Origin of the sequence: Vibrio sp. 99-8-1 (assembly GCF_013114595.1) — a bacterium.
Classification (GTDB): domain Bacteria; phylum Pseudomonadota; class Gammaproteobacteria; order Enterobacterales; family Vibrionaceae; genus Vibrio.
The window spans coordinates 1-13,127 of sequence record NZ_VTXE01000025.1 but is presented as its reverse complement, the minus strand read 5'-3'; the positions used below and the strand labels follow the sequence as shown (position 1 = coordinate 13,127).

Sequence of the window (13,127 nt, the reverse complement as noted above, 5' to 3'; positions counted from 1 at the left end):
ACCGGTTTTGGTTGTTGGGTAACTTAAATAAATGCATTTTCACCTGACAATATCAGAAGTAACTAGGCTCTATATGGGCATCTTTTGTGATAGTATTTTGCCAGTTAATCGTCAACGTAACATTTGAGGAAAATCCCATGGCATCAGATTATTATGGCACTAGCGCCGCCTATGGCCGCCAAGAACAAGGCTACCGAGAAAAAGCGTTAAAACTGTACCCTTGGGTATGCGGAAGTTGTGCTCGAGAATTTGTATACTCTAACTTACGTGAATTAACGGTTCATCATAAAGATCATGATCATACCAACAACCCAGAAGATGGCAGCAATTGGGAACTATTATGTTTGTACTGCCATGACCACGAGCACTCCAAATACACTGAACATGATCAATACGGTTCAGAAATAGTACCGGGAGAAGATAATCATCAGGGTGCTACACACAACCCATTCGCTGATTTAGCCAATATGCTAAAGAAATAGCACTGCAAAGGTTGCCTGTTGAACATCTCGCTCAAACAGTTAAATGTATTTTTTTCCATTACTCAGCACGGAAGTCTCACTTGCGCAGCAAACGCTTTGTGTTTATCAAAGTCTGCGGTGAGCATGGCCTTATCTGAGTTGGAAAAACAGCTTGGGACTGCGCTGTTTGATCGTGTCAATAATCGATTAATTCTTAACCTCGAAGGTAGAACGTTATTACCCTTGGCTGATGAACTAATCGCTCGTGCAAATGAAATAAGCACATTGTTTACAGAGGGGAGTTCCTCTCTCTCGTCCCTGCGGATAGGAGCCAGCGAAACCATAGGCAATCAAGTCGCCCCGTACCTGTTAGGAGACTTGGCCAAACAAGCTCCGGATAAACTGCATCGACTGTTTATTTCCAATAGCGCCGCAATCTGTGAAAAGCTGCTCGATTATGAACTTGATGCTGGTCTTATTGAAGGTACAACGACCCACCCAGAGCTAATATCTCAAGTATTTAGCGGCGATGAGATGGCTATTATTGCCGCCTCGTCATCTCCATTAGCAGATGGAAAGAAAGTCTCTATTTCTCAGTTAAATAATCAACCGTGGGTACTTCGAGAACCGGGGTCTGGAACACGTGAGTTCTTCTTACACTCTATTGCACCAAACCTAACCGATTGGCACGAGTCGGTGGAACTCAACACCACAGAAGCGATTATAAATTCTGTATCTGCTGGGTTAGGGTTCGCCTGTTTATCTCAACTTGCTGTTGGCTCGGCAATCGCGGACGGAAGAGTCAAAGCCATTCAACTCGATGTGGAAATGAAGCGACAATTCTACTTGGTTTACCATAAACAGAAATACTTGAACCCTCAGCTTAGTCGGCTAATCTCACACTGCTTAAACTGGCAACCTTTAATACAAAGGTGATTGATACACAAGCAATAAAAATCGTAAAGTTGCACACTCGAAACTGTGCAACTTTACCTACCTATGGTTTAATAATATATGTATTAGTATTGCCATCAACTTTATCTAACGTTATATCTAAACCAGAAAACTCCCGAAAACTTTCGATATTCTCAGCACTGTTGCTTGCTGTATATCGATATACTTTGTTTTCATCTAATAGCAACAACCAGTTGTTACTTACTTCCGTCTTTTTTTCTACACCGTTCATTGTCGATAAGTAATCTCTTAAAACCTCTCTTGAGTTCGGGTGACCAATATCAATAAATAACTGCCCTGCTTTCATTCTATTAGCAAAGAATGGGCTATAACTACTCGCAATGATAATAAACTTATCTGATGGCTCAACGGCTTTTCCATTGTAACGAATCTCTTTTATTCGTCCTTCACCATCAGCTACCTTATTACCAAATGAGTTAAAAATAGAAGGCTGACTAATATCGATCTTGTATTCAAGATTTGGAATGGTGTAATACAAGAATGTTAAATGATCACTTTTAATAATGTTATTAGAGCTCGAATTTGGTTCAGAATACATTGACGCTGAAATTTCCAACCACTCTTTTACCTCTTCTCCTGTGATCTCTTTCGCTGCAAGAGTAGAGGAATAAACCATAGCACCTACATCACGCATATTGACATCGCCTTTTGAGATCGCAACATAATGAGCAGGATCATTACGATGGGTTGCAACTGGGGATGATGATAATATCGGAAGCTCACTATCAATATGATTAATAGCATACTGATATTGCGAATCACTCACTATTTGATAAACAGAGTCATTGGCTAATAAATTAAAGTCATTAGTTATATCTACATCTACAGTACCAACTCTTTTATTAAACGCTTCAACAATTTTGTCATGTTGCTCTTCAATACATCTATTGACATTAAATACCTGTTTTTTTGACTCTTTTAGCTCCTTATTAGAGACAACAAATGCTGAGCCATCCTTTATTTGCCAACCGTTGTCATAAAGTAACTCAAGGTCAACAATACCGATATGATCTCCCCACTTACCAGGTTGAGCAGCAGGTATACCATTTACTGTACCTTTCTTAATATCGACATTTTTGGTTTTAGCGTACTTCTTGCTAGGAAACGGTTTATGTGTGTGTCCAAATAACATTGCGTCGACATCACCTACTTTCGACAGATGCCACGCCATGTCTTCCATACCTTCTATGTACGCTACGTCTTTCATACCAGAGTGTGCTAACGCTACAACGATATCTGCGCCATTTTCTTTGGCTACCTTAGACCATCGTTTCGCTTCTGGCAGAGGATCAACGATATCAATTCTACCCTTAAGCCATTTACTATTTAGATCCATTGTTTGAGTAGGCACAATACCAATATACCCCACATTCAATGTGTAAAATTTACCAGATTCTGACTGTACTTTTTGCGGTACTATCACATACGGTTTAAAGTAAGGTTTATCACTTCCATAATGATATACATTGGATAAAACCGTTGGAAACTGCCCCTTATCATAATTGAAATGCAAATATTCTAATCCATAATCAAAATCATGATTTCCAGGAGCCGCTATACTATAATTTAGCGTATTTAGTACACACATTATTGGTGCATTATTATCACTATCTGGCTCAAAATTAGTTGCTAAATAGTCTCCTAATGGATTACCTACTAATAAGTCTCCGGTATCAGCAAGCACAGTATTTTTTACTTCCGAGCGGTATTTTTCTATCTCAGCAATAAGGTTAACTAACCCATATTTATCAGTATTACTGTTTTTATAGTAATCAAAGTTACTGATATACGAATGCAGATCGGATGTACCTATCAATCTAACATTCACCTCGTCTTCTGCCATAACGAAACAGCTACTAAAGTATAAAGTTAGGAATATATAAAGTTTATTTTTCATCATAATTGCCTTAAGGCCAACATAGTTGGCCATCGTCTTGAAACTCAAAATAACAAAAAGAAACCAGCAATGGTGGCACTCATCATGTTTGACAAGGTTCCAGCCAGTATCGCGTACATGCAGAGTTGAGATATTTCCGAGCGGCGCTCTTTAGCCATTGCGCCCAAACCACCAAGTAGCATCGCAGCCGCCGAAAAGTTAGCAAAACCACATAGTGCAAAAGTAATGATGGCCGTACTTCTTTCCGAAAGCGCATTCACCGATAAGAACTCAGTAAAGTTTACGTAAGCGACAAACTCGTTTAGCACCAGCTTTTGACCAATAAAGGTTGCCGCCGTCATCGCTTCCTCATAAGGAATACCGATAATCATGGCTAACGGTGAGAACAGATAACCTAAAATCATTTCTAGTGATAATGCTTCAATGCCAACAAAACCACCCACCAAACCGAGTATCCCATTCAACAATGCGATTAATGCGATAAACGCCAGCAGCATCCCTCCGACATTGATGGCAAGCGATACCCCTTTTGATGCACCATCTGCTGCTGCATCTATAACGTTGCTCGGTTTCTCTACCTGAATAGAACTGCCACCCGTACCATGACGAGAGGATTCAAGCTCCGCCATATCTTCCGTTTCAGGCAGTAGCATTTTTGCAAATAACAATCCACCGGGAGCTGCCATAAAGGAGGCAGCAATCAGGTACTCCATATTGACGCCCATCGCGGCAAAACCGCCAAGTACAGTACCCGCAATTGAAGCTAACCCTCCGCACATTACTGCAAATAATTCCGAGCGCGTCAGGTGCTGAATAAATGGTGCAATAACAAGAGGTGCCTCAGTTTGCCCGACAAAAATATTGGCTGTTGCTGACATAGATTCAAATTTGCTGGTGCCGAGTACCTTCTGTAATCCGCCACCGAGAATACGAATAAATATCTGCATTATGCCTAAGTAATAGAGCACAGAAACCAGAGCGGAAAAGAAGACAATGACGGGGAGAACTCGGATAGCAAAGACAAAGCCACCACCGCCAAACACTTCAAACATTTTGTTATCGGCAAGGCCACCAAACAAGAAACTAATACCATCTTTAGAAAAACCTAGTACAGCATTCACTCCCATAGAGACATACTGCAAAACGTCTTTTCCTATCGGCACAAAAAGTACGAATGCCCCAATTAAAAACTGAATCAAAAAAGCACCGATAACTACTCGAGGTTTAATCGCTTTTCGGTTCATCGAGCACGCATAGGCGATGGCTAGCAAAGCCAACATACCAATTAAGCTAAATACAAATTGCATAACATAATTTCCTTGTGTTAATGAGCGGCAATAGCCGCTCTTTTCGAGGGGGTCGTTAGTGGTTGATCCAGTGATAACAGGCCAACTCAGCGACTTTCATCTCTATATCGTAAGGAACAGGTTGAGGTGTTTTGCTTAAGGATTTTGCATCACATGCAATGCGCTCTAAACTCAGTGTTTGTAACGCTAGCCCAAGATCCATGATCTCAATTGGGTTGCCATCTCCGGCAGATAAGTTGACTAGGTTTGCATCTGAAAGGACATAGATCTGTTTATTATTTTCAACAAGCGTATAAGCGGTAACGTGAGGACGAATTTTCTCTTTGTTTATGCTCAGTTCTTCAAGTTGCGGCAAGTTAATTTCACGTTGAAAATGGCCAGCGTTCGCAACAATCGTCTTATCAGCCATTAAGGCGAAATGCTCTCGTCGCAATACATCATCACGACCCGTAATAGTGACGACCATGTCGCAGTCCGGTAGTGCCTCTTCAAGAGTTGCGGTATAAAAACCTTCCATATGAGCTTCAAGTCGGGTGAGAGAATTGCTCTCGACTACCGTAACGTGAGCCCCCATTCCTCTTAGTCTTTGCGCCGTGCCAGCGCCACAATATCCATAACCAATCACCACCACTTTTTTGCCATGCAACATCACGTTGGTGGCACGCATAATGCCATCAACAACCGATGAACCGACGCCAAACCTGTTTTCTATGATTTTTTTAGACATGGTGTCGTTGATGATAAGAGTGCTCCACAGATCGGACTCAAAGTTTTCGCGAAGGCGATTGGCCCCCGTGGTCGTCTCTTCGGTTGCACCAAGCAGTTTCTCTTTGATAGCTGAGAATTCACTGTCCGTAAAAACCAGTTCATGTAGGTCGGCGCCATTGTCAGCAATGATATCCGGATTAAAACTCAACACGTTTTTGCAGTAATTGATATGGTCTTCAAACGTTTCATCTCGGCGAGAAAATACGTGGACACCATAATCTTCCACCAGGGCGGCAGCCGTCTCATCTTGAGTCGAGCCTGGAGACCCAGTCAGAGCGACTTTCGCACCGCCTTTAATTAATGCTTCCATCCATACACCTGTCTTTGCTTCCACATGCAAACAGATACCGATCGTTAGGCCTTTAAAAGGTTGCTCTTTTTCCAAGCGTTCAATAAGACTGTTCATGATCGGCATATGGGCTTTTGCCCACTTGATTCGCTTTCGGCCTTCAGCTGCTAGGTCGATGTTGGCAATATCACAGGTAGGTAGTTGTTTTGTTGATTTACTAATTTGAGACATAGTGTTTTTCCTCTTGTTGTCCTTTTCATCATGGACAAATCGTAAGAAGAGAAAAACGAAGAAAAAAAGAAACAGTGTTTCCTGACAAGAACGATAATGAGAGCTAAGCGATAGATATTTATTAGGTTATTGATTTAAAAATGGTTCATTTAGCGCAGAAAGTCATCTGTATTGTTTTTATATAGAGACAGTTTGTTTCTTGAGATGAATAATGATTGAACTTACATCAGAGAAAGTTACAGGCGTTGGTTTATACTGAACCAGTGAGGTGACAGATGAAAAATATCAATCTAAATTTATTAACCACGTTCTATACCGTAGCAAAAAACAACTCGTTCACCCTTGCTGCTGAAGAGTTGGTATTATCAAAATCGGTAATTAGCAAACAGATCCAACAGCTTGAAAAAGAGCTACAGTGTATGCTCATTCAAAGAACCACAAGGACGTTATCTCTCACTGAGGAGGGCAAGTATCTATTCGAACAATATAGCCAAATTATCGATAACATCCACCGCTGTCACGATACCTTAAACAAAAAAAATGAGACGTTAGGAGGCATACTACGAATTCGACTGCCAATTGTTCTCGAACACGATAAACAGCTAGTCAGTGCCATTAGTAGTTTTGTTTCTCATTACAGCAATGTCGAGCTTGAAGTGACTTACGGCTACACCTTAGAAGATCTGGTAAAAGACAACATCGATCTCGCATTCCATATTGGTGAGTTGCCAGATAGCAGCTATAAATGTCGAAAAATCAAACAGATTCAAACCTATGTAGTTGCTTCCCCTCACTATATTGAGCGACACGGAACGCCACATTCACCCAGCGACCTTAGAAATCACACCTGTATGAATTATCGAAGTTGCCTAACTAAAGACAAATGGAAGTTTCATTTTGATGATAACTCATCAGAGATGGTCAACTTACAATCAAAAATACGCTCTGACTCCGAATCCATGCTGGTACAAATGGCGAAGGATGGTTTAGGTATAGCATGCTCTCTCGATTTTCTGGCCTCAGAATCTATCAAAAATGGCGAACTAATTAGCCTACTCACTCAATACACATGGGCAACTGATTTGTATATTGTTTATCCCAGCACAACGGTGGCACCATTTAAAATCCGCACTTTTATTGATCACATCGTCAACTATGTTTGTGACACAAAAACCTAATTAATTGCAAAGCAAGCCGTTGTTTAGCATTTGCCTGCCACTCTTTCAGCTCTATCTAATTTCGCCATGGCGCCCTATTTCTAATGATCATTGCATCACTTTTCACCCTGTTGCTAGCTATTGACAAATTAACCATTAAAATTCCATATCATTTACTCTACATTCACCTCCTCTAAGAGAAACTATTCACCTCGGTCAACTAACAGAGAAATTACATGAAAAATATCTATCTATTAGCCGCAGGCATTATCCTTAGCAGCTCTGCCTATGCGGAGTTAGGAGAAGAAGGTTTAAGCGGTGAAGTCAGTGTGCTTACAGGATATGGCAGCGGTAAGAACAACCTAAGTACAGAAAATGAGACGGCTAAACAAAATAGCCAAGCTAAATCCAACTCTGATTTAGGTTTTTCAGCATTAGGGCAGTTACGTTACACCTTTGGTGATGACAATGATCATCAACTCTATTTTGGTAACGCTCGTAGCGATATTATCGAAGGTATATTTGCTTTAGAGCTTGGTTATTCCTTTGAACTAGCAGATGAATCGGTGCTCTCTTTTGGTTACTTGCCGACGGTTATTAAAGGTGAAGTGTGGGAAGACCCGTATAAATTTACCGGCAAACGCAAAAAAAGTGATATTTCAGGCAACACCTACCGTTTCCAGTATGAGTACATGTTCGGCTCTCCTATCTCTATGGATTTTGCCTATTACAATCAAGATATTAAAAATGAAAAGTCCGCTAGCCATTTAACTGCAGCACAGCAGAAAGTGATGCAGCGTGACGGTAAAGGTTACTACCTATCTTTATCCAGTGAACTTCCTATAAGTGAAGAGTCGTTTTTCTCTCCAAGCGTTTCGTACCATAATTTTGATGCCGACGGCAAAGCGATGTCATTTGATGAGTATGGTTTATCTCTAACTTATTTAAGACGTTTCGATCAGCATGCTATGTCCTTTAACATGGATTATAACCACAAGAAATTTGCTGCATTAAATCCTGTTTTCTCCAAAACACAAAAAGACAATAGCCTAAGTTTTAATGTGGGCTACGAATACGAAGAAGTATTTGGTTGGGAAGACTGGGGATTCAATGCGCTAGTTGGCTACGATAAAACAAACTCAAACATTACTTTTTACGACAAAAGTGAATACATGGTTGGTGTTGGTTTAACCTATATGTTCTAGAGCCTACTTGAGTAACTCTTTATTTTAAATACTGTATGTTTCAGAGGCTATGAACAAAAACATAGCCTCTGATGCGCTGCCTGTCCTTTTAAGTAGTAAAAACACTAAACCTATCGCAAACCATCAGTCAGTTGTTGACATAGAAACTCAATAAAACATATGCTTACCCCGCACTGGCAAAATCCAGTGTCGGGATTAGTACCCTGCTTTTTAACCATCGGCATGTAAATGCCAGCTTTATGCTGGTTTTTTTATATGCGGCTTTGTCACACCTGAACACGGTGAATTTGTCTAACTAATGGACAATAAACTGAATTATGGTGGACTGAGCGAGGCAACTTCGGTTGACCGTGTCGATGGTGCGGTAGTACTAACCTTGTTCAGTTCACCACCCTTTGATTAGTACCTTTGAGTGGTGATATAAGCTAGAAATGAACCATCGGAGGTCACCATGGCCCATCAAAACGAACCTGATTTCTATCTGCAAGTTGAAGACTTTATCCTTAACGCAAACTGCGATAACACCCCAATTGATAACGAAATACGTGTTTTTCTGCTGACATTGCTTAACCAGTTTAAGCATCTGGATGAAGAATAATAGATAAAAGACAGGCACCATTGTCAGGTGCCTTTCTTCATGATTATCTTAATAAATTCAATTAGCTATTAAAGATTGAAAACTCTACAAAAAACTTATATTAGTTTTTTCATGAGGTGCATGTCCCTGTTAGATTCCTGTTAGATTCTGGGTGGTTCAGGGAAGGAACGCCACTCGGATGAGTGGCGTTCTAAGAGAATATTTACCATTTTTCAATTTATCGCGGGAGTAAGCAATACCACAACGCAACAATACAAATCAAAAACTTAATAAATCTCTGAAGCTGAATACCTTGACTATCTTTTTCATACTCAACCAAAATGGTGCCAATAGGCATTGTTCTATTATTTAAAAAACACCACATTAAAAAAATTAGATACAGTGCTACTAGATGCAAAGCAGAAACCGTGTTTAGATAACTAAAATGGTAATAAATTGAGCCAACCCATAAGACAACGACTAGACCCATGATCATGTTTCTCATAGTCAGTCCTATGTACTTGTGTGGCCATATTAGGTTATTTAGTTTCATCATTTTTAAAATACTCTATAACTGATTTTTTTACTTCTTCGTCTTTGGGTATCGTTTAAACCCATAAGATGCCTATCCCTTTCATAATCCATTTTTTTATTCGATGTCTATAAATCACAAAATTTATATGACTATTTAAATAAGGCAAATTCCATAGATTATTAAACTACCAAAAACAATTATAAGCCTAGAAGACTGACTACTTTCATCATCCGGTTTATATTCAAATGAAATCGTTCCAATTGGAAGTTCTTTATCATATAAAAAGCTTCTGACAACTAGGATCATATAAAGAGCCAGAAAGTGTGACACTCTAATTGTGCTGAAAGCCCCCCAATACTCTATAGCTCTGAACAATATAAAGCCAATGAGGGTAAATATTATCAATAGCCTAGACTTTTCGCCTAAATACTTGTTTGGCCATAAGACCCTATTCTGTAGCACCTTGAACATATGATTTAAACTCTTCTTCTATAATTTTACCTTCAGGCAGAACTTCGCCTATATCTCCAATACCCAAGGTATCAATATAAACATTTACCTTTTTGACACAACGAGCATGACACAACGAGTGGACACAACGAGGACATGCATCTTAAGATCATTAAGATGGCTATCCTCGTTAGATCCTGTGATTGGAGTTTCTATGGAAGTAATCAGGTGTCGTTTAGATTAATTCAACTGATAACTAGCACAGCGAGGACATGCATCTTAAAAAAGATTCAAACCAGTCAGTTCTCATCTGCTCAGTAAACTAACAGGACAAGCACAATAAACTTGTTTATTAAGGTGGCTGTCCCTGTTGTTGTAATACTGATTTACCCTGATATTTAGGGGCATCGAGGAGGTGATTTGGGGACGGATTTTGTATAGGTGGTGAGCCTGATCTGGTAGGGGATCAGGCTGCGTAGCAATTCAATTCAACTACCCCAAAAATACATCAAATCTTCGATCATTTCCCTCTCACCTTCAGTAAAAGTAGTGTAGTCAGCCTTAGCCTTTCTATACGACATAAGCTTTTGGTGTAAACCTCGCATCGGGAAAGTTTTTCTATCTCTCGCATCTTCAAGGAGCTCTAAAAACTCTTGCAACACTACTTTATCTTTGACGACGCGACTGATAAATTTTGAAAAATCATCAATTGCTAAGTTATATGGGTAATCTTTAATCAACCTCACCCCTTAATAACATTGACGTTACAATTGTCTGCCCGTTTGGCCTAAAACATCAAGGAAAATAGATATATTTTTCTTACGCAACAAATTGCTCTTGTGCTCAATGGCATAACATTCTCCATACTCAAGTTCACCAACAACCTTCATTGCTTTATCAAATTCATTAAGCCTCAGTATTTGCAACATAAAATCAGGAGAAGCGACATTTTTATCAAAAACTGCGGATAAGCTATTACCAAGCGCAAACTTCCTAAATTGATCAACTAGAACAATAAAAAACTTCTTCTCTCGGCCACATGCATAAATAAAGTCTCCCCAAGCAGTTGTAGCAAGTAGTAATGGTTTATCTTTTATTAGCCAAGACCAGCTTCTTAAAAAAGAGTCATCAAAACCTTCATCAACAACCGTGATAAGACCCGAACTATATTGCCCAGATTTCATTTTCGTCCATGGTTCAGCCTTAGCAAAAGCACTAAATTTTGGTTTCAGGAACTCATTTTGACTGGCTAACTTATATTTATCTACAAACACTAATCACCTGCGTTATTTGTTATGTTTATTAAGGTGGCTGTCCCTGTTGTTGCTTCACCACTTAATCTGGCTTTCCTTTCCGTTAAGTAGTTATGAAGAAATCGCACGAAAATACGTACCCTCTCTGTGGCAAAAACATCAGGATGACTCAATATCCAGCATGGAGAGCTTTTAAGCTGTTGCTGCCCTTTCACCCTAACTAGATCCTCATCATTATCACCGACAAAACAAAATAAGATGGAAAACCCTAATCCGTGTTTAATCGCTTGTACATGAGAAACAGGATCATAAATGCGATGCTTTACACTGCAGTTCCGAAATGGCGTCTTATTGTGCCACTTATCCATTTCCTTACCATTAGCAATCCATCCAACCCATTGAGCTGTGGGAGATTGTCCGGTAAATCTATGCTCTTTCGTGTATTCCTCTGTCGCATAAACTGCACTGGCTAAGTCTGGTAATCTGCGTCCGATTAAATGATCATCCGGTTGCTTCTGTACTCTGATAGCAACATCGGCATCATGCCGGCTTAAATTACTTAGTTGATAACTGGAATCAATTTGAAGATCAATTTCAGGGTAAAGCAGGGAGAACTCCTTCACACATGGCATCAGCAAGTGTTGAACAATCTGAGGGATAGCAGTGATACGAATGACTCCAGCCAGAGTCGAATCTTTTCCAAACACCTCTCGCTGCATACTGAGGATCTCAGTTTCCACCCGTTCTGCCCGCTCAACCATAGCCTCACCCGTTTCAGTGAGAATAAAACCGTTCTGATGACGCAAAAACAGTTTTCTCTCCATCTGCTCTTCCATCGCCTGAAGCCTGCGAGATATCGTTGAATGACTTACCTCCATTATACGGGCAGCTGAGCGAACTGAGCGCCCTCGATAAATAGCCAGAAAAACACGTAGGTCATCCCACTCAAATTGATTTGTTACCACATCTGACTCCTATTTCTACTGGTGCATTAATGGAACAGCGGATTTCAATTGTAGCTAGTTACATTGCACATGTGAACCAAATATAATTTTGTTATCAACTAAGTAATTGAAGAGACGAATCAGGAGAAGGTATGAAGATCGCGCTATTCGGAGCAACCGGCATGTTAGGAAGAAAAATTGTAGCATCAGCCCTCGAGCAAAAAATTGAAGTCAAAGCACTGGTTCGTAGCCCGGACAAACTAGGTGAACTCAGTGACAAAGTAGAGATCGTCACCGGCGATTACTTTTCTCCTCAAGATCAGGCAAAAACCCTAGAAGGGGTCGATTTAGTAATCAGCACAATCGGACCACCATCTGTACGAAAAGGGGGGCCTAAGGCAGAGCAGTTTGGTAAGGCAATGACGTCACTCATCAATGAAATGAATGCCAAAGGAATAACCCGAATTGTTAATGTAGCGGGTGCAAGTGCTTCATATAAGGGAGAAAAAATTACGATTTCCCGTCATATTATGCGCTGGTTAATGAAGTTAACTGTACCGGAAATAACGCCGGCTAAAGAACTTGAGATTACTTTGTTGCGCTCTTCGGGGCTTGCTTATACCACTTTTCGACCACCAATGATTACTAATAATCTGGCGGGCAGTATTCAGTTTTCAAATACTAAAACTATGGGGATGAAAGTCGATGCCGCTCAGTTGGCAGATCTTATGTTGGACGTACTGGATAAGCCTGACTGGCACAATAAATTGCCCTTTGTAGCTACCAGCAGTTAACAGGTATTCAGTGTCAAATAAAATAGAAGGCGCTTATGCAAAAATGCCAGAGGCACTAACCTCTGGCATTTTCAATTAAAACTTCAACAGAGATATCTGCTTACTTATAAAATTCCGAGCACAACGTGCACAACGAGGACATGCATTTTAAATATTAAGATGGCTGTCCCAGTTGTTACTTTTAAGTAGTAAAAACACTAAACCTATCGCAAACCATCAGTCAGTTATTGACATAGAAACTCAATAAAACATATGCTTACCCCGCACTGGCAAATTCCAGTGCC

12 protein-coding genes are annotated in these 13,127 nt (G+C 40.2%); 6 read left to right on the top strand and 6 right to left on the bottom strand.

Going from position 1 to position 13,127, the window contains the following annotated elements; translation table 11 throughout:
• Nucleotides 1-137: 137 nt before the first annotated feature.
• Nucleotides 138-482 carry a YajD family HNH nuclease gene (locus tag F0227_RS14435; protein ID WP_171753929.1) on the top strand — a complete coding sequence of 115 codons (345 nt, stop codon included), beginning with the start codon at nucleotides 138-140 and terminating at the stop codon, nucleotides 480-482.
• Between the two features lie 18 nt (nucleotides 483-500).
• Entirely contained in the window at nucleotides 501-1,397 is an 897-nt protein-coding gene (locus F0227_RS14430; RefSeq protein WP_253822110.1) for a LysR substrate-binding domain-containing protein, read from the top strand.
• A gap of 61 nt (nucleotides 1,398-1,458) precedes the next feature.
• Here F0227_RS14430 and F0227_RS14425 read toward each other — a convergent pair whose 3' ends face one another.
• Genes F0227_RS14425 through F0227_RS14415 form a run of 3 tightly spaced genes read right to left on the bottom strand, consistent with a single transcriptional unit; the run spans nucleotide 1,459 to nucleotide 5,928 of the window.
• Nucleotides 1,459-3,333, bottom strand: coding sequence for a metallophosphoesterase (locus tag F0227_RS14425; protein WP_171753928.1), 1,875 nt, complete (start codon nucleotides 3,331-3,333; stop codon nucleotides 1,459-1,461).
• A 44-nt stretch (nucleotides 3,334-3,377) separates the two neighbouring features.
• A complete protein-coding gene (locus F0227_RS14420) occupies nucleotides 3,378-4,640 on the bottom strand; it encodes a NupC/NupG family nucleoside CNT transporter (protein WP_171753927.1) in 1,263 nt (420 codons plus the stop codon).
• A gap of 55 nt (nucleotides 4,641-4,695) precedes the next feature.
• A complete protein-coding gene (locus tag F0227_RS14415) occupies nucleotides 4,696-5,928 on the bottom strand; it encodes an adenosylhomocysteinase (protein WP_171753926.1) in 1,233 nt (410 codons plus the stop codon).
• Nucleotides 5,929-6,203: 275 nt separating this feature from the next.
• Here F0227_RS14415 and F0227_RS14410 point away from each other — a divergent pair, with 275 nt between their 5' ends.
• The 3 genes from F0227_RS14410 (at nucleotide 6,204) to F0227_RS14400 (ending at nucleotide 8,888) form a co-directional block, all read left to right on the top strand.
• A complete protein-coding gene (locus tag F0227_RS14410) occupies nucleotides 6,204-7,106 on the top strand; it encodes a LysR family transcriptional regulator (RefSeq protein WP_171753925.1) in 903 nt (300 codons plus the stop codon).
• 215 nt (nucleotides 7,107-7,321) lie between these two features.
• Entirely contained in the window at nucleotides 7,322-8,290 is a 969-nt protein-coding gene (locus tag F0227_RS14405) for a DUF2860 domain-containing protein (protein ID WP_171753924.1), read from the top strand.
• 451 nt (nucleotides 8,291-8,741) lie between these two features.
• Nucleotides 8,742-8,888, top strand: coding sequence for a hypothetical protein (locus F0227_RS14400; protein ID WP_171753923.1), 147 nt, complete (start codon nucleotides 8,742-8,744; stop codon nucleotides 8,886-8,888).
• Nucleotides 8,889-10,340: 1,452 nt separating this feature from the next.
• Here F0227_RS14400 and F0227_RS14395 read toward each other — a convergent pair.
• The 3 genes from F0227_RS14395 to F0227_RS14385 are packed head-to-tail and all read right to left on the bottom strand — an operon-like array spanning nucleotide 10,341 to nucleotide 12,070.
• Nucleotides 10,341-10,592, bottom strand: a complete 252-nt coding sequence (locus F0227_RS14395) for a hypothetical protein (RefSeq protein WP_171753922.1) — start codon at nucleotides 10,590-10,592, stop codon at nucleotides 10,341-10,343.
• A gap of 24 nt (nucleotides 10,593-10,616) precedes the next feature.
• The gene (locus F0227_RS14390) at nucleotides 10,617-11,126 is read right to left on the bottom strand and encodes a hypothetical protein (RefSeq protein WP_171753921.1); all 510 of its coding nucleotides are present in this window, start codon (nucleotides 11,124-11,126) and stop codon (nucleotides 10,617-10,619) included.
• The gene (locus F0227_RS14385) at nucleotides 11,126-12,070 is read right to left on the bottom strand and encodes a LysR family transcriptional regulator (protein WP_171753920.1); all 945 of its coding nucleotides are present in this window, start codon (nucleotides 12,068-12,070) and stop codon (nucleotides 11,126-11,128) included. Before F0227_RS14385 ends, F0227_RS14390 begins: the two co-directional genes overlap by 1 nt.
• Nucleotides 12,071-12,201: 131 nt before the next feature.
• Between F0227_RS14385 and F0227_RS14380 the strand changes: the two genes are divergently transcribed.
• Nucleotides 12,202-12,843 carry an NAD(P)H-binding protein gene (locus F0227_RS14380; protein ID WP_171753919.1) on the top strand — a complete coding sequence of 214 codons (642 nt, stop codon included), beginning with the start codon at nucleotides 12,202-12,204 and terminating at the stop codon, nucleotides 12,841-12,843.
• Nucleotides 12,844-13,127 lie beyond the last annotated feature (284 nt).

Excerpts from the sequence above, each read along its gene's own strand:
- F0227_RS14435 (WP_171753929.1), top strand. The coding sequence starts at position 138 with ATGGCATCAGATTATTATGGCACTAGCGCCGCCTATGGCCGCCAAGAA.
- F0227_RS14425 (WP_171753928.1), bottom strand. The coding sequence starts at position 3,333 with ATGAAAAATAAACTTTATATATTCCTAACTTTATACTTTAGTAGCTGT.
- F0227_RS14420 (WP_171753927.1), bottom strand. The coding sequence starts at position 4,640 with ATGCAATTTGTATTTAGCTTAATTGGTATGTTGGCTTTGCTAGCCATC.
- F0227_RS14415 (WP_171753926.1), bottom strand. The coding sequence starts at position 5,928 with ATGTCTCAAATTAGTAAATCAACAAAACAACTACCTACCTGTGATATT.
- F0227_RS14410 (WP_171753925.1), top strand. The coding sequence starts at position 6,204 with ATGAAAAATATCAATCTAAATTTATTAACCACGTTCTATACCGTAGCA.
- F0227_RS14405 (WP_171753924.1), top strand. The coding sequence starts at position 7,322 with ATGAAAAATATCTATCTATTAGCCGCAGGCATTATCCTTAGCAGCTCT.
- F0227_RS14400 (WP_171753923.1), top strand. The coding sequence starts at position 8,742 with ATGGCCCATCAAAACGAACCTGATTTCTATCTGCAAGTTGAAGACTTT.
- F0227_RS14380 (WP_171753919.1), top strand. The coding sequence starts at position 12,202 with ATGAAGATCGCGCTATTCGGAGCAACCGGCATGTTAGGAAGAAAAATT.